This is a genomic window from Pseudomonas sp. fls2-241-TYG-175 (assembly GCF_030209155.1).
Taxonomy (GTDB): Bacteria; Pseudomonadota; Gammaproteobacteria; order Pseudomonadales; family Pseudomonadaceae; genus Aquipseudomonas; species Aquipseudomonas viridiflava.
Genome location: NZ_JARVSO010000003.1, coordinates 51,427 through 74,138, shown reverse-complemented (window position 1 = coordinate 74,138; position 22,712 = coordinate 51,427). Strand labels below are relative to the sequence as shown.

Below are 22,712 nucleotides of genomic sequence, written 5' to 3'. Positions count from 1 at the left end.
TTCCGGGCAAACCGGTTATTTGCTCAAGCTGCCGCGTGCCAGTCCCAGAAGCTCTCTGGCTTTGCTGGTCAAACGCTTCAGCCCCGTCTTCTTTGGCGGTGGTGTCATGCCTTGCTGGCGCAGCCAGTCTTTCCAGCGAATCCTTTCCTCACGCACCACCCAGCCATCCTGTGCCGCAAAGCTCTCTGCCAGGTACAGACCACGCGTGCCCGCTGGGGTCAGCTTGTCACGCTTGAGCGTGTACAGCTCTGGCAGTGGCGAGCCGTTTTCCAGCGGCATCAGGTAGAGGTCGGGCTTGCTTCGGTTGAGGCGGGCGACCAATTGATCGTTTTCCAGCACCTCATCGACGTGGAACAGGCTGATCGGGCGGGCTTCCTTGGGGATTTCCAGACGCATGTCATAGATCAGCTGCAGCGACGCAGTGGGCAGGTGGACATAGGCGCGGGGGCGTTCCAGCAGCGTCAGGTTGCCAGCCCGTACCGGTCTGGCAGCACCCGAGAGCGGGCTGAGGGTGAAGGGCATCGCCTCCCGGTAATGCAACGCCGCTGCGTAGGGAGCGGGCAGCCATGTGTCCTTGAACATTCCGCTCAGCCAGCCCTGCGGCGTTTCGATCAGGCACTCTTCAGCGACTTCCTGAATGGCGGTGTGCAGCGGCAGCGTCAGCTCGTGCGCCGGGACATAGCCTGAAATCAGCTTGAGCACCACGTCGCCACGGTCCTGACGGCGTTGCCGGACCAGCACCCAGTAATCCCGGTTCTGCCAACTGATGGTCAGGCGGATCGACACCCCGAGATTGGCCAGCTCGGTGGCGAATCGCTCAGGGTCCGGCACCTCGACCTTGCGGCGTCGCTGCAAGGTCTGCGTGAAGTTCATCGGCATGCCGACACTCTGATAACTCAGGCTTTCAGGAGTGGCTTCGACGAACAGCGGCAGGGTCTTGAAGTTGCTGGGATTCTTCCGAATCAATGTTCGCGGCATATCGGCTCCTTCTTGCGTTGGGGTCGGCCGCCCAAATCAGGCTTGACGGCAAATCACGGCAGCAGCGGTGGCAACGTTGTGTGCCAGGTGCATGGGGTTGATGGTCCCGACAATAGCACTGGCGACGCCCGGATGTTCAAACAGTAACTGGAAGCTGGCCTGGACCGGGTCTGTCCCGGGCGTCAGGCACACATGGCCGCTGGCCAACGCCTTCTTGACCAGAATGCCTTTGCCGTGGGCAGCCGCGTAATCCAGAACCGGTTTCTCACCCTGTTCATTGAGATTATAGGTGACCATCGCGCAGTCCCCGTCGCGCAGGGCAAGCAGGCCGCCTTCGACAGTCTTGCCGGAAAAGCCGAAGCCACGGATTTTGCCCTCGCTTTTGAGCGCCGCAAGGGTTTCGTACACCGCCGTTTCGTTGAGAATCGCCAGATCGCTGCCGTCCGAGTGGACGAGTACCAGATCAAGAAAGTCGGTTTCAAGGCGTTTCAAGCTGCGCTCGACTGACAGACGGGTGTGCTCGGCGCTGAAATCGTGGCTCGACTGTCCGTCCACGAACTCTTCGCCTACCTTGCTGACGATGACCCAGTCCTGACGCTGGCCGCGCAGCAGCGGGCCAAGGCGTTCCTCGCTGGTGCCATAGGCGGGCGCGGTGTCGATCAGGTTGATCCCCATGTCGCGGGCCATCCTGAGCAGCATCGCGGCCTGCTGGTCATCCGGGATCTTGAAGCCGCTGGGGTATTTCACGCCTTGATCGCGTCCCAGCTTCACGGTGCCCAGACCCAGCGGCGAGACGCTCAGGCCGGTGCTGCCGAACGGGCGATGCAGGTCGTGCAGGGTTTTCAGGCTCATGGCAGCAGTTGATCCCAGACAGGAACGGCAATGGGTGGCTTCGGCACATTCGCCAGCGCCGGTTGCGGCGTCGGGTGGATGCCTTCCCTGGACAGGACTGACAATACGCGGTCGGCGAAGTCCGGCGCCAGCGCAAGCTTGGTCGGCCAGCCCACCATCAAACGTTTCTGACTGTCCAGAAAGGCGTTGTCGGGACGCACCAGACCCGATTGTGCAGGTTCCGCACGGTCAACGCGCAAGGTCGCCCACTGCGCCTGGCTCAGGTCGACCCAGGGCAGCAGCGCTTCGAGCTCCTTGCGGGCCACGGCGATCTGCGCCTCGGGCTCGCGGGCGACGCCATCAGCCTCGGCCAGATCGCCGCCCAGGTACCACACCCACTGGCCGTCGGCCGCCGGGTGCGTGGTCACGGTGATGCGCGGTTTGGTGCCGCCACCCAGGCAGTGGGCATACAGCGGTTTGAGGGTCGGCCCTTTGACCAGCACCATGTGCAGCGGACGACGCTGCATCTGGGGTTGCGAGATACCGACCGCCTTCAGCAGATCGGCATTGCCGCCGCCTGCGCTGAGTACGATGCGCTGGGCATGTATATCCGTGCCATCGACCCGCAGGCCAATCAGTTCGTCGCCTTCGTACAGCGGCTCAATCTGTTTTCCGGCGAGCAGCGAGTCACCGGCCAGTTCTGCGAGACGATTGATCAGGCTCGGCACATCGACCACCAGCTCTGCCAGCCGATAGACCTTGCCCTTGAATTTCGGATGCTGCAGTGCGGGCGGCAATTGCTCGCCCTTGACCTGATCCACGCGCCCACGCACGGCCTTGCTGGCGAAGAAGCTGGTCAGGTTGCCCGCGATCGTGCCCGGCGACCAGAGGTAATGGGCGTCGGATAGCAGGCGCACGCCCGAGAGGTCCAGCTCGCCCTTGCCGTCGAGGGCTTCACGCCAGCGACGCGGCATGTCGGCAATGGCTTCCGAGGCTCCCGACAGGGCGCCGTGCAGCGCGTACTTGGCGCCGCCGTGGATGATTCCCTGAGACTTCAGGCTCTGTCCGCCACCCAGGCTTGCGCTTTCTACCAGCACTGTCGAGAACCCTTGACGACGCAACCGGGCATTGAGCCAGAGGCCGGCAACGCCAGCCCCGACAATCAGGACGTCAGTGGAAATAACAGATGGCATGGGCACCTCAGTGAGTAAAGATTGCGGCCATTATAAGGGAACGGACTTTCAATGCCCGGCGGTTTTCGAGAACACCTGAATGACCACGACACCCGCCACGATCATTCCCATGCCCAGCAGAGCGGGCAGGTCGAGCTTCTGACCGTAGACGAGGAATGCCGCGATACTCACCATGACAATGCCCATGCCCGACCAGATGGCATAGGTGATGCCGACGGGAATGGTGCGCATCACCAGAATCAGCATCCAGAACGCAATCGCATAGCCGCCAATGACCAGCAGCAGGGGCAGCGGTGTGTTGAAGCCTTTCACCGCTTTCATCGAGGTGGTGGCGATGACTTCGGCGCAGATTGCGATGCCCAGCAGGTAATACGGATTCATGATTTTTTCCTTGTATGAGACAGCGCATTCTAAAGGATGGTGGTGACCGACCTGATGATTCACACGCCGCCCGCCATCGTGTCTGCGTCTTCATGTCGTTGTGGCATTGCGCAGGCGGGCTGATAAACTCCGCGCCCATGAATAGAACCCTCTACACCTTCCTGTTTCATCTGGGCCTGCCGCTGGTTGCCCTGCGGTTGTGGTTGCGCGCTCGCAAGGCGCCTGCGTATCGCCAGCGCATCGGCGAGCGCTTCGCCATGGGCCTGCCGCCGATGCAGCGTGGCGGTCTCTGGGTGCATGCGGTGTCGGTCGGCGAAAGCATTGCTGCCGCGCCCATGATCCGCGCCTTGCTGGCGCAGTATCCCGAACTGCCGATCACTGTGACTTGCATGACGCCCACAGGTTCGGAGCGAATCAAGGCGATGTTCGCCGACGAGCCGCGCATTCAACATTGTTACCTGCCTTATGACCTGCCGTGGGCGGCCGGGCGTTTTCTCGATCATGTGCAGCCGCGCCTGGGCATCATCATGGAAACCGAGCTGTGGCCCAATCATATTCATCAATGCAGCAAGCGCGGCATTGCGGTGGTGTTGGCCAACGCTCGGCTGTCGGAGCGTTCGGCGCGGGGTTATGGCCGTTTTGCGAAACTGACAAGGCCGATGCTCGCCGAGATGGCATGGTTCGCTGTGCAGACCGAAGTCGAGGCCCAGCGTTTCCGTGATCTGGGCGCGCGGCCTGAGTGCGTGACGGTGACCGGCTCGATCAAGTTCGACCTGAGCATCGACCCCGCATTGCTGGAGCGCGCTTCCAAGCTGCGGGAAGAGTGGCAGGCCACGCAACGCCCGGTGTGGATCGCGGCGAGCACTCATGCGGGCGAGGACGAAAGCGTGCTGGCGGCGCATCGCACGCTGCTGTCGAGCCATCCCGATGCCTTGCTGATTCTGGTGCCGCGCCATCCCGAGCGTTTCGACAGCGTGCATGGGTTGTGTCAGCAGCAGGGTTTCAGCACCGTTCGGCGTTCCACTGCTCAGGTTGTCACCCCCGACGTGTCGGTACTTTTGGGCGACACCATGGGCGAGCTGCTGTTTCTGTATGCGCTGGCGGACAACGCGTTCGTCGGCGGCAGTCTGGTGCCCAATGGCGGCCATAACCTGCTGGAACCTGCGGCATTGGCCAAGCCGGTGCTGAGCGGCCCGCACCTGTTCAACTTCCTCGAAATCGCCGCCATGCTACGCACTGCCGGAGCGCTGGAAGAGGTGAGCGATTCAGCCGCACTGGCGGTCGCCGTGCAGCGCCTGTTCGATCAGCCGAAGCTGGCAGCCACCATGGCTGAAGCGGGTCTGGGTGTGATGAAGGCCAATCAGGGCGCACTGCAGCGTTTGCTGGATGGAATCGGGCGGTTGATGCAGAGAATGTGACGCAGAGCGTCCAGGCTGCATGCCCACGCTCTGCGCTCGGCGTTATACACAAATCGACCTGAAGGAATGCGGTATGGGATCGTTCCCACGCTCTGCGTGGTAACGCCTCTCAGGACGCGCCCCGTCCGCTCTTGAGTGTGACGCGGATCTGTGGGCACGATCAGTGCCGAGGCTGCCGCCCTCAGCGCTGGGCCGGTCTTTCGAAGTTCTTGCGGGCCGCCGCTGCCAGATCCGGTGGCAGGAAATCCTTGTCCGGGTTGTAGTCGGATTTCAGATAGCGCGACAGGTCCTGCAGGTCGCCCGGATTCAGCGTGCCAGCGGCCTGTTTCAGGCGCAGGTTGTCGAGAATGTAGTCATAGCGCGTGTTGTTGTAGTCGCGCACCGACGCGTACAGCTGACGCTGCGCATCCAGCACGTCGACGATGTTGCGCGTCCCCACCTGATAACCGATTTCCGTGGCTTCCAGTGCGCTCTGGTTGGAGATGATCGACTGCTTGCGCGCCTGAACCTGCTCCACGTCGGTGTTCACCGCACGGTGGAGGTTACGGGTGTTTTCCACCACCTGACGACGCAGGCCTTCGCGGCGCTGTTCACTCTGGCTCAGCCTTGAATAGGCTTCGCGCACCTGCGAATTGACCAGCCCGCCACTGTAGATCGGGATATTCAGCTGAACGCCAATCGTGCGTTGCTCTACATCACCGCCGTAGTTCTGCCCGGTGTAGTTGGGGTTGTTGAACCCCAGCGCATCGTTGTCGCCACGTTGATAGGTTGCGACGGCATCCAGCGTCGGCGCATGGCCGGCCTTGCGTTGACGCAGGGTTTCTTCGGCGGCGTTGACTGCGTAGTTGCTGGCCAGCAGGTTGAGGTTCTGCTGGGCTGCGGTGTCGACCCAGGCCTTGGCATCGTTGGGCGTCGGCGCCAGCACCGGCAGGGTGTGGACGATGCCTTCGATGGAGTTGTATTCGCGATTTGTCAGGGTTACCAGCGCCTGAAACGCATCGTCTACCTGACGCTGGGCGAGAATGCGGCTGGCGCGCGAGGTGTCATAGCTGGCCTGCGCCTGCAGCACGTCGGTCTTGTCCGACAGGCCGACATCGAAGCGCTCCCTGGCCTGATCCAGCTGGCGCCTGAATGCCGATTCCTCGGCCTTGGTCGCTGCCAGACTGTCCTGTGCACGCAGCACACTGAAGTAGCTCTGCGCCGATTGCAGAATCAGGTTCTGTTCAGTGGCCGACAGCTCGAGCGCGGCCTGTTCGTTGACCGCTTCGGCGGCCTGGAGCTGGAACCAGCGGTCGGCACGAAAGATCGGCTGGCTCAGGGTCGCCTGATAGACCGTACCGCTACGGGTTGCGATCCTGCTGGGCTGATCGATGCTGGTGCGTGTGTTGTTGGCCTGAGCGCTGCCGGAAAGATTGGGCAGCAGACCGGCACGCGCCTGAGGCACGGCTTCCTTGCGCGCAGCGTAATCGGCGCGTGCAGCGGCCAGATCGGCGTTGTTGTCCACCGCCTGCTCGTAGACGTTCACCAGACCCGTCTTGGTCGGCAGCGGCATATCGGCTGCCCAGGTCAGTCCGTTGGACGCAAATGAAACAGCCACGACCAACGAAAGTTTGCGCAACATGAGGCGTTCCCTGTTCATGAAGAAAATTGTCACGGTTCGATGGAAAAAACCGGGATAGCGAGTGTAGAGCCAGACGCAGACCGCAACAATCGGCCATTTCAGCCATTTATCGATGCCCACGCAATTGCGCTGGCTTTACAGCCTCGACGCGGCATAGACTGATGCCGTTCTTGTCGGGGTGCCTTGCTGTGAGGCTGAGATCGGTTAAACCGGATCCCGTTGAACCTGATCAGGTTAGCGCCTGCGTAGGGAACAAGATTTCTCGTCACCCGGCGAGTCCTCTTGAGTGTCGTCCGGGGTCGATCGTTCAATCAATGAACAGCACGCCTCTCTCGATACTCAGCACTTCTTCAGTGCACCCGTCCGTCCCGATCAGGTTACTCCGACAATAAATCCACAGTGGATGTCTGGAGAGACCGTGATGAGCATAAAACCAAAAAACGCACCCCACTTGAGCGAGTCGGCGCAGGTCGATTCCGGATCGGTACAGCCGTTTACCCGTTCGCAGAAGATCTACGTCCAGGGGTCGCGCCCGGACATTCGCGTGCCCATGCGCGAGGTCACTCTGGATATCACACCGACCGACTTCGGCGGCGAGATCAACGCCCCGGTCACGGTCTACGACACTTCCGGTCCCTATACCGACCCCAACGTGATCATCGACGTGCGCAAAGGCCTGGCCGATGTGCGCTCCCCGTGGATCGACTCACGTAACGACACCGAGCGTCTACCGGGCCTGAGCTCGAACTTCGGTCAGCAGCGCCTGAGCGACGCCGAGCTGACCGCGCTGCGCTTTGCCCACGTGCGCAACCCGCGCCGGGCCAGGGCGGGTGCCAACGTCAGCCAGATGCACTATGCGCGTCAGGGCATCATCACCGCCGAGATGGAATACGTCGCCATCCGCGAAAACATGAAGCTTCAGGAAGCCCGAGCGGCTGGCCTGCTGACTCAGCAGCACGCCGGGCACAGCTTCGGCGCGAGCATCCCTAAAGAAATCACTGCCGAGTTCGTGCGCGAAGAGATCGCCCGCGGTCGCGCAATCATTCCGGCCAACATCAACCATGTCGAGTTGGAACCGATGATCATCGGTCGCAACTTCCTGGTGAAGATCAACGGCAACATCGGCAACAGTGCGCTGGGTTCTTCCATCGAAGAAGAAGTCGCCAAGCTGACGTGGGGCATTCGCTGGGGCTCGGACACGGTCATGGACCTGTCCACCGGCAAGCATATTCATGAAACCCGCGAGTGGATCATCCGCAACTCGCCGGTCCCTATCGGCACGGTGCCGATCTATCAGGCGCTGGAAAAGGTCGGCGGTGCGGCCGAAGACCTGACCTGGGAGTTGTTCCGCGACACGCTGATCGAACAGGCCGAGCAGGGCGTCGATTACTTCACCATCCACGCCGGTGTGCTGCTGCGCTACGTGCCGCTGACGGCCAAGCGCGTGACCGGCATTGTCAGCCGTGGCGGTTCGATCATGGCCAAGTGGTGCCTGGCGCATCACAAGGAGAACTTCCTCTACACCCATTTCGAAGACATCTGCGAAATCATGAAGGCCTACGACGTCAGCTTCTCGCTGGGCGATGGCCTGCGTCCGGGCTCGATTGCCGACGCCAACGACGCGGCCCAGTTCGGCGAGCTGGAGACTCTGGGTGAGTTGACCAAGATCGCCTGGAAGCACGACGTGCAGACCATGATCGAAGGCCCGGGCCATGTGCCGATGCAGTTGATCAAGGAGAACATGGACAAGCAGCTGGAGTGCTGTGACGAAGCACCGTTCTATACCCTTGGCCCGCTGACCACGGATATCGCGCCGGGTTACGACCACATCACCTCGGGTATCGGCGCTGCGATGATCGGCTGGTTCGGTTGCGCCATGCTCTGCTACGTCACGCCGAAAGAGCATTTGGGCCTGCCGAACAAGGATGACGTGAAGACCGGGATCATCACCTACAAGATCGCCGCTCACGCAGCGGATCTCGCCAAAGGGCATCCGGGCGCGCAGATTCGCGACAACGCCTTGAGCAAGGCCCGCTTCGAATTCCGCTGGGAAGACCAGTTCAACCTGGGCCTGGACCCAGACACCGCGCGCTCGTATCACGACGAAACCCTGCCCAAGGATTCGGCCAAGGTCGCGCACTTCTGCTCCATGTGCGGCCCGAAATTCTGTTCGATGAAAATCACCCAGGAAGTGCGCGAGTACGCAGCCAATCAGCGAATCGAGGCCGTCGATGTAGACGTCGCCCAGGGTCTCGCGGATCAGGCCGAGCGTTTCAAACAGGAAGGCAGTCAGCTCTATAAAAAGGTCTGACACGCCTGCTGTCTGTGTGCGCTCCGTGATGTGACACGGAGCGTCACGGCTGCATGCCCATGCTCCTGCATGGGAATGCCGCTCAGGACGCTCCGCGTCCGAACCGCAAGACGATAGATCACTCATTTCCTAACGAGCCAGAACCGTGAATACACCCGGCACCTATTCCCCCGACACACCCATCGCTGCCAGTCAGCGGGTATTCGGCGGGCGCGATCTGTTTTCCCTGTGGTTCTCGTTGGGCATCGGCCTGATGGTGCTGCAGACCGGTGCCTTGCTGGCGCCGGGGCTGGGCATGTCCGGCGCGTTACTGGCGATACTTCTCGGCACGCTGGTCGGCGTCCTGCTGCTGGCCAGCGTGGCGGTGATCGGCACGGACACAGGCCTGTCGTCCATGGCCGCGCTCAAACTCAGCCTCGGCAGCAAGGGCGCGTCGTTGCCTGCCGTGCTGAACCTGCTTCAACTGATCGGCTGGGGCTCGTTCGAGATCATCGTCATGCGCGATGCCGCCAGCCTCCTCGGCGCACGTGCTTTCGCGGAAGGCAGCCTGTGTGCCAATCCGCTGCTCTGGACGTTGTTCTTCGGTGCGTTGGCGACCCTGCTGGCCGTCGGCGGGCCGTTGACCTTTGTGCGTCAGATCCTGCGCCGCTGGGGCATCTGGCTGTTACTTGCCGCCTGCCTGTGGCTGACCTGGAACCTGCTGACCAAGGCTGACCTCGCCGCACTCTGGGCGCGTACCGGTGACGGGTCGATGCCGTTTGCGGTGGGTTTCGACATCGCCATCGCCATGCCGCTTTCCTGGCTGCCGCTGATTGCCGACTACTCCCGATTCGGCCAGCGCGCACGCAACGTGTTCGGTGGCACCGCTGTGGGCTTCTTTATCGGCAACTTCTGGCTGATGGGGCTGGGCGTCGCCTATACCCTGGCGTTCGCGCCGAGTGGCGAAACGAATGCGCTGCTGCTGGCGCTGGCCGGCGCGGGTCTGGGGATTCCGTTGCTGTTGATTCTGCTGGACGAGTCGGAAAACGCTTTTGCCGATATTCACTCGGCGGCAGTTTCCACGGCGTTGCTGACCCGGATCAAGGTCGAGCATCTGGCGCTGTTCATCGGCATCGTCTGCACGCTGATCGCGTGTCTCGCACCGTTGGCGCAGTACCAGAATTTTCTGTTATTGATCGGTTCGGTGTTCGCGCCGCTGTTCGGCGTGGTGCTGGTGGATCATTTCATCCTGCGTCGTCGCGGCAGTCAGGTCGCGGCGAGTGGCTTGCGCTGGATGAGTCTGCTGTCCTGGCTGGGCGGTATCAGCACCTACCACCTGCTGGCCAACCTGTATCCGGATGTCGGCGCAACACTGCCAGCGCTCATCGTCGCTGGCGTGCTGCAACTGTTGATCGGTCGTGCGATCAGCCGCGGCCGGGAAACAGTTCCGACTTGATGATGCCATTGAGCTGAGGGTAAGGAATCTTCAGCTCGATGTGGCCCATGGAGTAGGGCGCGATGGTTTCCACCGGATACTTGAGGATCACAGCGCCGTAAGTCAGGGCAATGTGCGGCGTGCGCTTGAACGGCCAGGTCTGCACGAATGCAGCGTCTTCGTTCATCTTGCTCGACACCAGCCAGCCCTGATGAGCCAGTTCGGCTTTCTGCCAGAACTCCTGCTCCTTGCCTGGAATCACCATGTCGGCCAGCGTCAGCACCTTCTGCTGCTGGCGCGAATAGTTGATGAACGCCCGGCCAGGGTTGCCATGAGCGCCGCCGTTATCCAGGTAACTGGACAGCTCGACGACCACGATACCGTCATGCTGCTCGCGTACCTTGGCTTGCAGGTAGCTGCTGTTGCGGCCTTGGGCGCGGTTCAGGAACTGCTCCTGATAAGCCTTGATCGACGCGGGCGGCGGCGTGCTGCTGTCAGCGGCAGTCAGTTGCAGCAGCGTCTTCTGGACGATGGCGTCCAGCTTTGGCTCGTCAGGAAAATGCACGGTATCGATGTTCACCAGCGGGCAGTCGGCAGTGGTGCAACCCGGCTTGATCAGCTCGGAAGCATCACGCTGAACCTGCAGCGGTGCGCGCATGTTGGGCGTGAAGAGGCTTTGGCAGGCGCCCAGCAAAAGAGCCAGGCAGGCCAGTGAAGTGATCCTCAGTAACGACATGTTGATCCTTGGCAGAGTCAGTAAAGGCGGTCGTGTTGTGCGTATGCAGGCAGGTTGGACTGCAAAGGCCCGGTTCGGTTCGCCGCTGGGCGGATTAGAATTGTTTTACGTAGCGGCCGTCTACCCTGCTTATTTAAGGGGGCTGCATCCGGTGGTCGATGCGCGTTAGGATGGTTGGAAGTTCAAGATAGCCGCAAGCGAGAAACCCATGACTCAGACCACCCGATCAGTACCGACGGCTTTCGAGATTACCCGGCGGGAAAACTGCTTCAAAGGTTTTTACAGACTGGACAAACTGTACCTGCGCCACGAGCTGTTCGATGGCGGCACCAGCAAGGAAATCAGCCGCGAGCTGTTCGTTCGCCACGACGCTGTCTGCGTGCTGCCTTATGACGCCAAACGTGACGAAGTGGTGTTGATCGAGCAGTTTCGCGTAGGTGCCGTCGAGAAGACTGGCAACCCCTGGCTGATCGAACTGGTGGCCGGCCTGATCGACAAGGACGAGCAACCAGAAGAAGTTGCTCATCGTGAGGCAGAAGAGGAAGCTGGGCTTGTGTTCGGCGCGCTATGGCCGATCACCAAATACTTTCCTTCACCGGGCGGCAGTGACGAGTTCGTTCACCTGTTCATGGGGCAGTGCGACAGTCAGGGGGCGGGCGGCCTGCACGGGCTTGAATCCGAAGGCGAAGACATCCGCGTGACAGTCTGGTCGTTCGACGATGCGATGCAGGCCGTGGCTGATGGAAGAATCATGAACGCGGCAACGATCATCGCCTTGCAATGGCTGGCGTTGAACCGCGCTGAAATAAGGGGGTTATGGTCGTGAATCTACTGCGCGAGCGCTACCGTGTTGACCTTGCCGGGCTGCAGGCTGCCTGCGAGGCCAACTACGCGCGCTTGATGCGTTTGTTGCCGGACATGCGCAACGAACAGCGCTCACGGCGCGTTGCGGTGACCCAGGGTGACCAGATGCTGGGCGTGCTGGCAGTCGAGGTTCTGCTCGACTGTCCGTACACCACCACCCTGCAGGTGCGCCAGGAACACAGCCTGCCATGGCTGCCGATACCCAGTCTGGAAGTACAGGTCTACCACGACGCACGCATGGCCGAAGTCATCGGCGCCGAACACGCCCGTCGCTTCCGGGGGATCTATCCGTATCCCAACGCCGACATGCACCAGCCGGACGAAAAGGCCCAGCTCAATCTGTTTCTGGGCGAATGGCTGAGCCACTGTCTGGCCTGCGGACATGAGTTCGAAGCGGTCCGCTGATTCATCTTTCGATACGTTTTGACACGCTCTGCCGACAGATGCCGCTATTCATGGGCGGCATTTTGCTGAATACGTTTCAGCCTTCGCTTCCGAAATTTCCCGATACTTTTTGACGCTGGACGACCTCGCGCCAGCGCTTAAACTCGCCGGCTGTTTTTCATCTGCTTACGTTCAGCCAGGGTTTCACGACCGACTGAACTGCACCGCCCCAGCGCATGGACGCGTGATCATTGATACAAGGAGTTCACCGCCATGGGTGTTTACGACACCAGAGGCAACTATTCGCCGACGCCGGGTGTTTGCCGGCCGAACGGACCTGCCAAACCCCCGCCGGAGCCACGGCCACCCGAATACACCTGGGAAAATCAGCCGCCACGTACGCTTTATAAGGAAGAAATCAAATCCAGCTGTCTGGTGGGGGTTCGATTTCTCTGGAGTAACGGTGAGTGTCTGGTTGGCTGTCCTTGGGGGCTTACTCAGGAAGACGGTCAGGTCATCCGGGGCACGCTTGATTCCAAGAGTTTTCTCAGTCAGGTCATTGAAGGGCGTGCACATCGGATTCGGCTCAATCCGCAGTTCGATCCGAAAGCGCAGTTGGGTGGCATTCGAGCAGAACTGCAAAAGATCCTGCACGAAATCCTGGCTGCCGAGCGAGTCGAAGCCGACCGTCTAACAGCGATCCAGGCGCAGCGCAGCGCGGTTGCCAATGGCTTTTATGCCCAGATCGCACTGGGACGGGGATTTTTGTACGGCGCCTGGGGGCTGGTTGAGTCAGGCCTTGAATTCGCTGATCTGGCCAATCCCTTTGATGAGCTTGCACAGGCGGCAGTGGCGGCCTGGAAGTCGGAGCCGGAACCCGGAAAAGGCTGGCTGGATTCATTTCAGGAGCAATACACGGCGGCTCAATACCGCGACCTGGCCGCTGCGCTTGGTTTTGATCCCGCGACTATTAGCCGGGAAAAAATGGCGCAGGCCTATGAGGCTGCGAACTACATCTTCGAAGATGCAGCCAGCAAGCGTGCACTCCGAGACTTTGCTGCAGAATACGTCAGCCTCCAGAACCACGAATCCATTCTCCAGTTCACCGGGGGTATGGTTTTCGAGATCGTACTGGCAGCCTTGCTGGTATTTCTGACCGGCGGCACCGGCCTCGCAGCCCGCGCTTCAGTCGCGTCCACACGATTGACGCCACTGCTCACACGGTTAGGCGAGACACTGGGCAAGTTGGGCGCTAATCTCAAGAAAGCCAGGGTTTACGAGGCAGGGATTGCTGAAGGCAAAGGGAGCGGATCGCAGACGGTTGTGATTTCGCAGGCGAAGGGTATTACACCTGCAAGAGTTTCCAAGCCGCCTACCGCAGGCATTCTGATGGGGGCTGCTAATGCCTTGATTGACCCTAGAAAGATAACGGGTTACGCACTAAACAAAGACCATGTTTCCGGAGGACCAAAAGCACGAGTTTTTGAGTCTGCTCTTGGTTTTACAATAGAGAATGCGGATGAATTGATAAGGCAGCTTCATCATGGAGTTCGTACTACAGGCTCAACACCTGGAGTGGTGAATGACAGAGGGGCTCGCTTCAGAGTGGATATTCTGGTCAAAGGTCCAAAGCGAGAAGGTATTGTTCGCACAGGTTGGATCTACGATCCGGGCTCATCGGTCCCACGGTTGACAACATTATTTGTAAGGTAGAAATATTTATGAAGTTGACAATAAATGATGTCGTGAGGCTCGATGTTGATGTTCCTGAAGAAGGATTGTTTGCAGGTGATATTGGAACTGTTGTTCACGAATGCGTAGGGCCGGGAGCTGCGTACGAAGTTGAGTTTACGGATGAGGATGGCCGAACGCTTGTGCAGCTCACTTTATTACTTTCTCAGATATCTTTGGCGATGGATGTTGGGTAAAACTACTCATCGCCCGAAGGGTCTGCAAAGCTCCAAGTAACGGCGGCAGTTTTCGAGGCAGAGGGTCGAGACAGAGTCCTCCTCAAGCGCTGTCAGCCGCATATGATCGTTGTATGGCTGTGCGGAGCTTGGATCGTATGGTGAGGAGCCGCACCGGCAAAGTTGCATATGCCGGACCGTGAGAGCCATATAGTCTTTATGGGTATCCGGTGAATGTTCAACTGGAAATAGCTATGCTTTTGTGCAGATTGTTTTGGCAGGTATAGCGCTGGGTGCGTTGATTGCACAGACAGTTCGCAAAGCTCGAGCCAAGAGCCAACGTTTCCCCTGACATCCTGCAAATGTGACCCACACCCACATTCCGGGTTTACCCGTATCGCTCGCCGTCACATAATCGCGCTGAATCCCTTCCAGGAGACGGCCTTGCCGAGCGCAGCCCCTTCATCGTCAGTTTTGCTGGTCCAGCTATCCGACAGCCACCTGTTTGCCGAGGCGGGCGGCACGTTGCTGGGCATGAATACCCGTAACAGCCTGGAAAAGGTGGTCGAGCGGGTGCTGGCCGAGCAACCGGATATTGATGTGGTGATTGCCAGTGGGGATATTTCCCAGGATGGCAGCGTGGAGTCGTATGAGGCGTTTCGTCGGCTCAGCGGACAGATCGCAGCGCCTGCGCGCTGGTTTGCCGGCAATCACGACGAGTTGCCGCAGATGGAACAGGTGGCGCAGGGGGCCGGGTTGCTGGAGCCGGTGCTGGATATTGGCCAGTGGCGTGTCACGTTGCTGGATTCTGCGGTGCCGGGCTCGGTGCCGGGTTTTCTGGCTGAATCACAGTTGCAACTGCTGGCGCAGTCGTTGAGCGAAGCGCCCGACCGGCATCATCTGGTTTGCCTGCATCACCATCCGGTGGCGATCGGCTGTGAATGGATGGCACCGATTGGTTTGCGCAACGCCGAGGCGTTTTTTGCGGTTGTGGAACGGTTTCCGCAGGTTCGCGCCGTGCTCTGGGGGCATGTGCATCAGGAATTCGACCAGATGCGCCAGGGTGTGCGGTTGCTGGCTTCACCTTCGACCTGCATTCAGTTCGCGCCGGGCAGTGAAGACTTCAAGCTGGACACCCTTGCGCCAGGCTATCGATGGCTGCGTTTGCACGACGACGGACAGCTTGAAACGGGGGTTTCCCGCGTGGTCGGCATGGTGTTCGAGGCCGATTACGGCGGCACCGGCTACTGAATCGTCTTACGTAACTATTTCCAGTAAGGTTTTGTCGCGTTAGTCCCTGTAAACTGCGCGGCTTTGCTTTGCACCCAGGAGCGGCAGCGTGACCAGTGAAACCCCCTCATTGCTGTACATCCATGGCCTGAACAGCTCGGCTTTGTCGAAAAAGGCCTGCCAACTGCTCGCGCTGATGAAGACGCTGGGTCTCGCCGAACAGCTTCAAGTCCCTGAACTGCATCATCATCCGCGCCAGGCCATGGTTCAGCTTGAGTCGGCCATTGCTGCGCTGGGTCGGCCTTTGCTGGTCGGCAGCTCGCTCGGCGGCTACTATGCGACTCATTTGGCGCAGCGCCACGGTCTCAAGGCCGTGCTGATCAACCCGGCCGTCAATCCGCATCAACTGTTCGACGGGTTTCTTGGCACGCAGCAGAATCTGTACACCGGTGAGCAGTGGCAACTGACGCAAGACCATATCGACGCGCTGGCGGAGCTGGAAGTGCCTGCTCCCCAGGATCCGCAGCAGATTCAGGTCTGGCTGCAGACGGGCGATGAGACGCTGGATTACCGCCGCGCCCAGGCTTTCTACCGTGCCTGCGCATTGCGCATCCAGCCCGGTGGCGACCACAGCTATCAGGGTTTTGCCGAGCAAATGCCGGCGCTGCTGAGTTTTGCCGGGTTTGCCCCGAGCCTGTTGCAAGGGATTGATCTGTCAGCGCTGTAAATGACTGCCGGTCAAAGGCATATAAAGAACATTCAACTCCCGAAATTTAATGAACGATTGATAACGAGAACCCATGGCCAATCCCAGCGCTAGCTCTTATAACGCAGACGCCATCGAAGTCCTCTCGGGCCTCGATCCGGTTCGCAAACGTCCGGGCATGTACACCGACACCTCGCGGCCCAACCACCTGGCGCAGGAAGTCATCGACAACAGTGTCGACGAAGCCCTGGCCGGTCACGCGAAGTCGGTGCAGGTCATTCTGCATGCCGACAACTCTCTTGAAGTGTCCGACGATGGTCGCGGCATGCCGGTGGACATTCACCCGGAAGAGGGCGTGTCGGGCGTCGAGCTGATCCTGACCAAGCTCCACGCGGGCGGCAAGTTTTCCAACAAGAACTACCAGTTTTCCGGCGGCCTGCACGGCGTGGGGATTTCGGTGGTCAACGCGCTTTCCACTCAGGTCCGGGTGCGGGTCAAGCGTGATGGCAACGAATACGAAATGACCTTCGCCGATGGCTTCAAGGCCACGGAGCTGGCGGTCATCGGTACGGTTGGCAAGCGCAACACCGGCACCAGCGTGTATTTCGCGCCCGATCCCAAGTATTTCGACACCCCGAAGTTTTCCGTCAGCCGCCTCAAGCATGTGCTCAAGGCCAAGGCTGTGCTGTGCCCGGGCCTGCTGGTCAGCTTCGAAGACAAATCCACCGGCGAAAAAGTCGAGTGGCATTACGAAGACGGCCTGCGCTCCTATCTGCAGGACTCGGTCACCGAGTTTCTGCGTCTGCCGGATGAGCCGTTCTGCGGCAGCTTTGCGGGCAACAAGGAGGCGGTCGACTGGGCTTTGCTCTGGTTGCCGGAAGGCGGCGACAGCGTTCAGGAAAGCTACGTCAACCTGATCCCGACCGCGCAGGGCGGCACCCACGTCAACGGTCTGCGCCAAGGGCTGCTGGATGCGATGCGCGAGTTCTGCGAATTCCGCAACCTGCTGCCGCGTGGCGTGAAGCTGGCGCCGGAAGACGTCTGGGAGCGCATCGCGTTCGTGCTGTCGATGAAGATGCAGGAACCGCAGTTCTCCGGCCAGACCAAAGAGCGTCTGTCCTCACGTGAAGCGGCGGCGTTCGTCTCTGGCGTGGTAAAGGACGCATTCAGCCTGTGGCTCAATACCCACTCCGAGCTGGGCCTGCAACTGGCCGATCTGGCGATCAACAACGCCGGTCGCCGCCTGAAGGCCAGCAAGAAGGTAGAGCGCAAGCGCATCACCCAAGGTCCGGCATTGCCGGGCAAGCTGGCCGATTGTGCCGGGCAGGATCCGGCGCGCTCCGAGCTGTTTCTGGTCGAGGGTGACTCTGCGGGCGGTTCGGCCAAGCAGGCGCGCGACAAGGAATTCCAGGCAATCCTGCCCTTGCGCGGCAAGATTCTGAACACCTGGGAAGTGGACGGCGGCGAAGTGCTTGCCAGTCAGGAAGTGCACAACATCGCGGTCGCCATCGGTGTCGATCCGGGCGCGGCGGATATCAGCCAGTTGCGCTACGGCAAGATCTGCATCCTGGCCGACGCCGACTCGGACGGTCTGCACATCGCAACGCTGCTGTGTGCGCTGTTCGTTCAGCACTTCCGTCCGCTGGTCGACGCAGGCCATGTGTACGTGGCCATGCCGCCGCTGTATCGCATCGACCTGGGCAAGGAAATCTACTACGCGCTGGACGAAAGCGAGCGCGACGGGATTCTTGATCGTCTGGTGGCCGAGAAGAAGCGCGGCAAGCCGCAGGTCACCCGATTCAAGGGCCTGGGCGAAATGAACCCGCCACAGCTGCGTGAAACCACCATGGACCCGAACACCCGGCGTCTGGTGCAACTCACGCTGGATGATTACGCGGCGACCTCGGAAATGATGGACATGCTGCTGGCCAAGAAGCGCGCCGGTGATCGCAAAAGCTGGCTCGAATCGAAAGGCAACCTCGCCGAGGTCATGATTTGATACGAGCCTGGCTCGCTGCCCTGTCCCTTGTGGTCGCGCCGGTTTTTGCGGCGCCGCTTGAGGCCCTGAAACTGCAATCCGAGCATCCGGTAGACGGTATGGTCGGCGGCAATCTTTCGGGCCTTGCCTCGTGCAATGGCCGGTTGTGGACGGTTTCCGACCGTGACGACAACCTGCTTTACAGCCTTGATGTGTCAGATCGCACCTGGAAGGCCGAACCGCATGTCATCGATATGCCGAAACCTGAGAGCTATCTGCCGCTGAGTCTGCGCTCGCTGGCGAATCTGTCGTCGATAGTGCGCGGTGGCAGCATGGATTTCGAAGGCATCAGCTGCGATGCGGCGGGCAATCGTTATCTGGTCAGTGAGGCCTACGGCACGGTGCTGAAAGTGCCGGTGGAAGGTGCTCCGGTCTGGCTGCCATTGCCTGCGGCGCTGGTTGAACAGGCGCGCGCCAACGGGATGTTGCAGCACTTCAATGCGATCTTCGAGGGCATTGCGGTAAACGCTGCGGGCGACCGGATCTGGCTGGCGGCCGAACGCGAGAAGCGCGGGCTGCTGGTGGTGCAGCGTGACAAGGATCAGTGGACCTGTGGACAAAGCTGCGTGCTGCTGGCCGAAGCGGGGAAAGATACGCTGCCGCCGGAACAGAATCGCAAGAAGGTCTCGACGGATTTTTCCGATATCTCGCTGTACAACGGCAAGCTGTTCACCCTGGAGCGTTCGGTGTATCGCATCTGTCGCCGGGAGCTGGAAACCGGGCAGATCGAGCGTTGCTGGTCGTTTTCCAAGGAAGCCATGCTACCGTCGCGTCGCTATGATCAGCCTTATGGTCTGACCGAGGCGCTGGTGGTGGATGAGACCGGTGCCTGGATCGGCATCGACAACAATTCCGGTGCCCGCGCCGATGGCGAAGAACGCCCGATTGTGTGGCGTTTCGCTGCACCTGCGGCGGGCTGGAGTGAAGGTCAATGAACCAGGCGGTTCCCGGCAGGCGCGCGGGCAAGGTCCTGATGATTCTGGCCTGGGCGGCCGGTATCTTTCTGGCCACACGCTTTTTCGGTGCCTGGGAAGACAAGCAGCAGAACCCCAATACCGTGGTCGCCTCGCAGCATGGTGACGGTTATATCGAAGTGCAGTTGGCGGGCAATCGTCAGGGGCATTTCGTCAGTACCGGCCAGATCAATGGCCGGACGGTAGAGTTCATGATCGACACCGGGGCGACGGACGTCGCCATCCCCGGTGATATGGCCGACAGCCTGGGCCTGAAACGCGGCATGCCGGTGACGGTCAGCACGGCCAACGGCAACAGTCAGGGTTTTCGGACCTCGCTCGACCGGCTGCAACTGGGCGACATTGTCCTGACCAACGTGCGCGCCCTTGTTGCGCCGGGTCTGGAAGGTGATCAGGTGCTGCTGGGCATGAGCGCAATGAAACAACTCGAATTCACACAGCGCGGCGGCAACTTGCTGCTGCGCCAGTCAACACAATGATGAGGCCCGCATGAGCGACTCCCTTGACCTCAGCCTGGATGGCGTAGAACGCCGCTCGCTGGCTGACTTCACCGAACAGGCCTACCTCAACTATTCCATGTACGTGATCATGGACCGTGCCCTGCCGCATATCGGCGACGGCCTGAAGCCTGTACAGCGCCGTATCATCTACGCCATGAGCGAGCTGGGCCTGGGTGCAGATGCCAAGCACAAGAAGTCGGCGCGTACCGTCGGTGACGTGCTCGGTAAATTTCACCCGCACGGCGATTCGGCCTGCTACGAAGCCATGGTGCTGATGGCTCAACCGTTCAGCTATCGCTACACGCTGGTGGACGGTCAGGGCAACTGGGGTGCGCCGGACGATCCCAAGTCCTTCGCGGCCATGCGTTACACCGAGGCGCGCCTGTCGCGTTATTCCGAGGTGCTGCTCAGCGAACTGGGGCAGGGCACGGCGGACTGGGTTCCGAACTTTGACGGCACGCTGGACGAACCGGCAGTCCTGCCTGCACGTTTGCCGAACATTCTGCTCAATGGCACCACGGGTATCGCCGTGGGCATGGCAACCGACGTACCGCCGCATAACCTGCGCGAAGTCGCCAGCGCCTGTGTTCACTTGCTGGACGAGCCAAAGGCGACCATTCAGGAGCTGTGCGAGCACATCCTGGGGCCGGATTACCCGACCGAAGCGGAAATCATCACGCCTCGCGCCGACCTGTTGAAGATCTATGAAACCGGTCGCGGTTCGGTACGCATGCGTGCGGTGTACCGCATCGAGGACGGCGACATCGTGGTCACCTCGCTGCCGCATCAGGTCTCCGGTGCCAAGGTGCTGGAGCAGATCGCTGCCCAGATGCAGGCCAAGAAACTACCGATGGTGGCCGACCTGCGTGACGAGTCGGACCACGAGAACCCGTGTCGCATCGTGATCATTCCACGCTCCAATCGCGTCGAGCTCGACGAGTTGATGCAGCACCTGTTCGCGACCACCGAGCTGGAATCCAGCTACCGGGTCAACATCAACATCATCGGTCTGGACGGCAAGCCGCAGCTCAAGAATCTCAAGACGCTGCTCAGCGAGTGGCTGACCTTCCGTATCGGAACGGTGCGCCGTCGTCTGCAGTTCCGTCTGGACAAGGTCGAGCATCGTCTGCACCTGTTGGATGGTTTGCTGACGGCTTACCTGAACCTCGATGAAGTCATTCACATCATCCGTACGGCCGAACATCCCAAGGCCGAGCTGATTGCACGCTTCGATCTGTCGGAAATTCAGGCCGACTACATTCTCGATACCCGTTTGCGTCAATTGGCGCGCCTGGAAGAGATGAAGCTGCGCAGCGAGCAGGATGCGTTGCGCAAGGAGCAGGCCAAGCTTCAGGCATTGCTGGGTAGTGAGTCCAAGCTGCGCAAGCTGGTGCGTGCCGAGCTGATTGCTGACGCGGAAACCTATGGCGATGATCGTCGCTCGCCTATCGTGGCGCGTGCTGAAGCCAAGGCGCTGTCCGAAAACGAATTGATGCCGACCGAGCCAGTCACCGTGGTGCTTTCCGAGAAGGGCTGGGTGCGTTGCGCCAAGGGGCATGACATCGATGCAACCGGGCTTTCCTATAAGGCGGGCGATGGCTTCAAGACGTCAGCCATTGGGCGCTCCAATCAGTTTGCGGTGTTCATCGACTCGACCGGGCGCAGTTACTCGGTCGCCGCACATACCTTGCCATCTGCGCGCGGACAGGGCGAGCCGTTGACCGGCAAGCTGCAGCCTCCGCCGGGTGCGACGTTTGAATGCGTGCTGCTGCCTGACGATGAGTCGCTGTACGTGATCGCCTCCGACGCCGGATACGGGTTCGTCGTGAAGGGTGAGGATCTGCAGGCCAAGAACAAGGCGGGCAAGGCGTTGCTGAGCCTGCCGAATGGCGCGAAAGTCATCCTGCCGCGGCCGGTGACTGACCGCGAGCAGAACTGGCTGGCAGCGGTGACGACTGAAGGCCGCCTGCTGGTGTTCAAGATCAGCGACCTGCCGCAACTGGGCAAGGGCAAGGGCAACAAGATCATCGGCATTCCCGGCGAGCGGGTGGCGAGTCGTGAAGAATACGTCACCGATCTTGCAGTCATCGCACAGGGCGCTACGCTGGTGCTTCAGGCAGGCAAACGCACGCTGTCGCTCAAGCCCGAGGATCTGGAACATTACAAGGGCGAGCGCGGCCGTCGCGGCAATAAACTCCCGCGCGGCTTCCAGCGAGTCGATGCCCTGTTGGTGGAAAATGGCTGAAAACATTGATCTGACGCGGGTGTTCTTCGTTTTGCCATGAAGTACGATGCATAATCGCTGGAGTCATGGCGAATATTCACGGATGATATGGGGTCTTGGGGCGCAAGCGTGGCGCAGTGCCTGCATGGGTCTGGAAAGTACTTATACTGTGGCTTCCCGAGGGGCAGCCACCTGGATGGGATGATGAATTTTCTACGCCTTCCCCTTGTCCTGTTGATGACCGGCGTCCTGGGTCTGGCTGGCTGCAGCGTGCACCAGCCGACCGCGCTTTATCAACTCGACAGCGGTGAGCCTGGTCAGCCGAAACAGAGTAGTGGTCTGGCAGTCTTGCTGGGCCCTGTTTCGGTGGCCGACTACCTGCAACGCGAAACCCTTCTGCAACGACAGCCTGACGGCACCCTGACCGCTTCGCCCGATGGGCGCTGGGCGGGAAATCTGTCGTCGGATATCGATCAATTATTGCTGCGTCAACTGGCCTGGAAACTGGACAGTCAGCGCGTCGTGCTGGCCCCGGCAGTCGCCAACTTCTCGCCTGATGTTCAGGTGGTGTTGTCGATTACCCGCCTTGATTCCGGTGCAAAGCAGCCTGCGGTGCTGGATGCGCAATGGCGTTTGCTGGACCGCAAGGGACACGTGCGCGACAGCCGTCTGGTGCACCTTGAGCAGGTCCATGCGGGCAGCTCGGCCGATCAGGTCAAGGCGCAAGGCATGCTGCTTCAGCGTCTGGCCGATCAGGTCAGCACCGCCATCAAGCCGATCTCCTGGCAGCCGCTCGAAGAACCTAAGAAAGCCCCGGTGGCCCGCGCCAAAGAGGCCGACAAGCCTAGAATTCCAATGGCTTCACCGATACGCACTGACCTTGAAGTGTTCCGCTTCTAAAGGTGCAGCCAACAAAAAGCCCGCAGCGATGCGGGCTTTTTATTGGGCGTTATCTTGAGCGCGATCAGCGATCGGTGTGTATGCGTCAGACCTTGTGATCGT

General features: G+C 60.5%; 20 protein-coding genes and 1 riboswitch. Of the genes, 14 read left to right on the top strand and 6 right to left on the bottom strand.

Going from position 1 to position 22,712, the window contains the following annotated elements:
• Positions 1 to 15: 15 nt before the first annotated feature.
• From QRN20_RS02855 to QRN20_RS02840, 4 genes are read right to left on the bottom strand one after another with little or no spacing between them, the layout of a single operon-like run.
• Positions 16 to 978 (bottom strand): hypothetical protein, encoded by a 963-nt coding sequence (locus tag QRN20_RS02855; protein WP_029243027.1) that lies wholly within the window; start codon positions 976 to 978, stop codon positions 16 to 18.
• 36 nt (positions 979 to 1,014) lie between these two features.
• Complete coding sequence (locus QRN20_RS02850; protein WP_122606965.1) at positions 1,015 to 1,830, bottom strand: aldo/keto reductase; 816 nt, start codon at positions 1,828 to 1,830, stop codon at positions 1,015 to 1,017.
• Positions 1,827 to 3,002: an NAD(P)/FAD-dependent oxidoreductase gene (locus QRN20_RS02845; RefSeq protein ID WP_025993089.1), complete on the bottom strand. Its 1,176-nt coding sequence runs from the start codon at positions 3,000 to 3,002 to the stop codon at positions 1,827 to 1,829. Before QRN20_RS02845 ends, QRN20_RS02850 begins: the two co-directional genes overlap by 4 nt.
• A 48-nt stretch (positions 3,003 to 3,050) precedes the next feature.
• Positions 3,051 to 3,383, bottom strand: a complete 333-nt coding sequence (locus QRN20_RS02840; protein WP_122606963.1) for an SMR family transporter — start codon at positions 3,381 to 3,383, stop codon at positions 3,051 to 3,053.
• A 137-nt stretch (positions 3,384 to 3,520) separates the two neighbouring features.
• Between QRN20_RS02840 and waaA the strand changes: the two genes are divergently transcribed.
• A complete protein-coding gene (gene waaA, locus QRN20_RS02835) occupies positions 3,521 to 4,801 on the top strand; it encodes a lipid IV(A) 3-deoxy-D-manno-octulosonic acid transferase (protein WP_122468658.1) in 1,281 nt (426 codons plus the stop codon).
• A gap of 181 nt (positions 4,802 to 4,982) precedes the next feature.
• Here waaA and QRN20_RS02830 read toward each other — a convergent pair whose 3' ends face one another.
• Positions 4,983 to 6,422 carry a TolC family outer membrane protein gene (locus QRN20_RS02830; protein ID WP_088236054.1) on the bottom strand — a complete coding sequence of 480 codons (1,440 nt, stop codon included), beginning with the start codon at positions 6,420 to 6,422 and terminating at the stop codon, positions 4,983 to 4,985.
• Between the two features lie 164 nt (positions 6,423 to 6,586).
• A riboswitch (TPP riboswitch) is annotated at positions 6,587 to 6,691 on the top strand.
• A gap of 152 nt (positions 6,692 to 6,843) precedes the next feature.
• On the opposite strand from QRN20_RS02830, the gene thiC reads away from it, so the two are divergent.
• Both thiC and cytX read left to right on the top strand, forming a co-directional pair.
• Positions 6,844 to 8,733, top strand: coding sequence for a phosphomethylpyrimidine synthase ThiC (gene thiC / locus QRN20_RS02825; protein WP_029243023.1), 1,890 nt, complete (start codon positions 6,844 to 6,846; stop codon positions 8,731 to 8,733).
• A 145-nt stretch (positions 8,734 to 8,878) separates the two neighbouring features.
• Positions 8,879 to 10,168: a putative hydroxymethylpyrimidine transporter CytX gene (gene cytX / locus QRN20_RS02820; protein WP_122412327.1), complete on the top strand. Its 1,290-nt coding sequence runs from the start codon at positions 8,879 to 8,881 to the stop codon at positions 10,166 to 10,168.
• On the opposite strand, the gene QRN20_RS02815 is transcribed toward cytX, so the two are convergent.
• Positions 10,137 to 10,883: an RsiV family protein gene (locus tag QRN20_RS02815; RefSeq protein ID WP_122606959.1), complete on the bottom strand. Its 747-nt coding sequence runs from the start codon at positions 10,881 to 10,883 to the stop codon at positions 10,137 to 10,139. The two genes, cytX and QRN20_RS02815, sit on opposite strands and share 32 nt — an antisense overlap.
• A gap of 208 nt (positions 10,884 to 11,091) precedes the next feature.
• On the opposite strand from QRN20_RS02815, the gene QRN20_RS02810 reads away from it, so the two are divergent.
• The 11 genes from QRN20_RS02810 to QRN20_RS02760 all read left to right on the top strand — a co-directional run bounded on the left by QRN20_RS02810 (position 11,092) and on the right by QRN20_RS02760 (position 22,610).
• The gene (locus QRN20_RS02810; protein WP_029243020.1) at positions 11,092 to 11,709 is read left to right on the top strand and encodes an NUDIX domain-containing protein; all 618 of its coding nucleotides are present in this window, start codon (positions 11,092 to 11,094) and stop codon (positions 11,707 to 11,709) included.
• A complete protein-coding gene (locus QRN20_RS02805; RefSeq protein ID WP_004883494.1) occupies positions 11,700 to 12,152 on the top strand; it encodes a DUF1249 domain-containing protein in 453 nt (150 codons plus the stop codon). The genes QRN20_RS02810 and QRN20_RS02805 overlap by 10 nt, the downstream gene beginning before the upstream one ends.
• 252 nt (positions 12,153 to 12,404) lie before the next feature.
• Positions 12,405 to 13,844, top strand: coding sequence for a DUF6883 domain-containing protein (locus QRN20_RS02800; RefSeq protein WP_285359986.1), 1,440 nt, complete (start codon positions 12,405 to 12,407; stop codon positions 13,842 to 13,844).
• An 8-nt stretch (positions 13,845 to 13,852) separates the two neighbouring features.
• Positions 13,853 to 14,059, top strand: a complete 207-nt coding sequence (locus QRN20_RS02795; protein WP_029243019.1) for a DUF4926 domain-containing protein — start codon at positions 13,853 to 13,855, stop codon at positions 14,057 to 14,059.
• 423 nt (positions 14,060 to 14,482) lie between these two features.
• The gene (cpdA, locus tag QRN20_RS02790) at positions 14,483 to 15,289 is read left to right on the top strand and encodes a 3',5'-cyclic-AMP phosphodiesterase (protein WP_082654213.1); all 807 of its coding nucleotides are present in this window, start codon (positions 14,483 to 14,485) and stop codon (positions 15,287 to 15,289) included.
• A gap of 88 nt (positions 15,290 to 15,377) precedes the next feature.
• Positions 15,378 to 15,995 (top strand): YqiA/YcfP family alpha/beta fold hydrolase, encoded by a 618-nt coding sequence (locus QRN20_RS02785; protein WP_029243017.1) that lies wholly within the window; start codon positions 15,378 to 15,380, stop codon positions 15,993 to 15,995.
• Between the two features lie 73 nt (positions 15,996 to 16,068).
• On the top strand, positions 16,069 to 17,973 hold the full coding sequence (gene parE / locus QRN20_RS02780; RefSeq protein WP_004883522.1) for a DNA topoisomerase IV subunit B: 1,905 nt from the start codon (positions 16,069 to 16,071) through the stop codon (positions 17,971 to 17,973).
• Positions 17,970 to 18,947 carry an esterase-like activity of phytase family protein gene (locus QRN20_RS02775; protein WP_058431395.1) on the top strand — a complete coding sequence of 326 codons (978 nt, stop codon included), beginning with the start codon at positions 17,970 to 17,972 and terminating at the stop codon, positions 18,945 to 18,947. Before parE ends, QRN20_RS02775 begins: the two co-directional genes overlap by 4 nt.
• Positions 18,944 to 19,465: a retropepsin-like aspartic protease family protein gene (locus QRN20_RS02770; protein ID WP_058431396.1), complete on the top strand. Its 522-nt coding sequence runs from the start codon at positions 18,944 to 18,946 to the stop codon at positions 19,463 to 19,465. The genes QRN20_RS02775 and QRN20_RS02770 overlap by 4 nt, the downstream gene beginning before the upstream one ends.
• A gap of 10 nt (positions 19,466 to 19,475) precedes the next feature.
• The gene (parC, locus tag QRN20_RS02765; RefSeq protein ID WP_004883528.1) at positions 19,476 to 21,731 is read left to right on the top strand and encodes a DNA topoisomerase IV subunit A; all 2,256 of its coding nucleotides are present in this window, start codon (positions 19,476 to 19,478) and stop codon (positions 21,729 to 21,731) included.
• A gap of 183 nt (positions 21,732 to 21,914) precedes the next feature.
• Entirely contained in the window at positions 21,915 to 22,610 is a 696-nt protein-coding gene (locus QRN20_RS02760) for a PqiC family protein (RefSeq protein WP_025993167.1), read from the top strand.
• Positions 22,611 to 22,712 lie beyond the last annotated feature (102 nt).

Coding starts and splice junctions, on each gene's coding strand:
- parC (WP_004883528.1), top strand. CDS start 19,476: ATGAGCGACTCCCTTGACCTCAGCCTGGATGGCGTAGAACGCCGCTCG.
- parE (WP_004883522.1), top strand. CDS start 16,069: ATGGCCAATCCCAGCGCTAGCTCTTATAACGCAGACGCCATCGAAGTC.
- QRN20_RS02830 (WP_088236054.1), bottom strand. CDS start 6,422: ATGTTGCGCAAACTTTCGTTGGTCGTGGCTGTTTCATTTGCGTCCAAC.
- thiC (WP_029243023.1), top strand. CDS start 6,844: ATGAGCATAAAACCAAAAAACGCACCCCACTTGAGCGAGTCGGCGCAG.
- QRN20_RS02850 (WP_122606965.1), bottom strand. CDS start 1,830: ATGAGCCTGAAAACCCTGCACGACCTGCATCGCCCGTTCGGCAGCACC.
- QRN20_RS02845 (WP_025993089.1), bottom strand. CDS start 3,002: ATGCCATCTGTTATTTCCACTGACGTCCTGATTGTCGGGGCTGGCGTT.
- QRN20_RS02770 (WP_058431396.1), top strand. CDS start 18,944: ATGAACCAGGCGGTTCCCGGCAGGCGCGCGGGCAAGGTCCTGATGATT.
- QRN20_RS02805 (WP_004883494.1), top strand. CDS start 11,700: ATGGTCGTGAATCTACTGCGCGAGCGCTACCGTGTTGACCTTGCCGGG.
- waaA (WP_122468658.1), top strand. CDS start 3,521: ATGAATAGAACCCTCTACACCTTCCTGTTTCATCTGGGCCTGCCGCTG.
- QRN20_RS02810 (WP_029243020.1), top strand. CDS start 11,092: ATGACTCAGACCACCCGATCAGTACCGACGGCTTTCGAGATTACCCGG.
- QRN20_RS02795 (WP_029243019.1), top strand. CDS start 13,853: ATGAAGTTGACAATAAATGATGTCGTGAGGCTCGATGTTGATGTTCCT.
- QRN20_RS02815 (WP_122606959.1), bottom strand. CDS start 10,883: ATGTCGTTACTGAGGATCACTTCACTGGCCTGCCTGGCTCTTTTGCTG.
- QRN20_RS02840 (WP_122606963.1), bottom strand. CDS start 3,383: ATGAATCCGTATTACCTGCTGGGCATCGCAATCTGCGCCGAAGTCATC.
- QRN20_RS02760 (WP_025993167.1), top strand. CDS start 21,915: ATGAATTTTCTACGCCTTCCCCTTGTCCTGTTGATGACCGGCGTCCTG.
- QRN20_RS02800 (WP_285359986.1), top strand. CDS start 12,405: ATGGGTGTTTACGACACCAGAGGCAACTATTCGCCGACGCCGGGTGTT.
- QRN20_RS02855 (WP_029243027.1), bottom strand. CDS start 978: ATGCCGCGAACATTGATTCGGAAGAATCCCAGCAACTTCAAGACCCTG.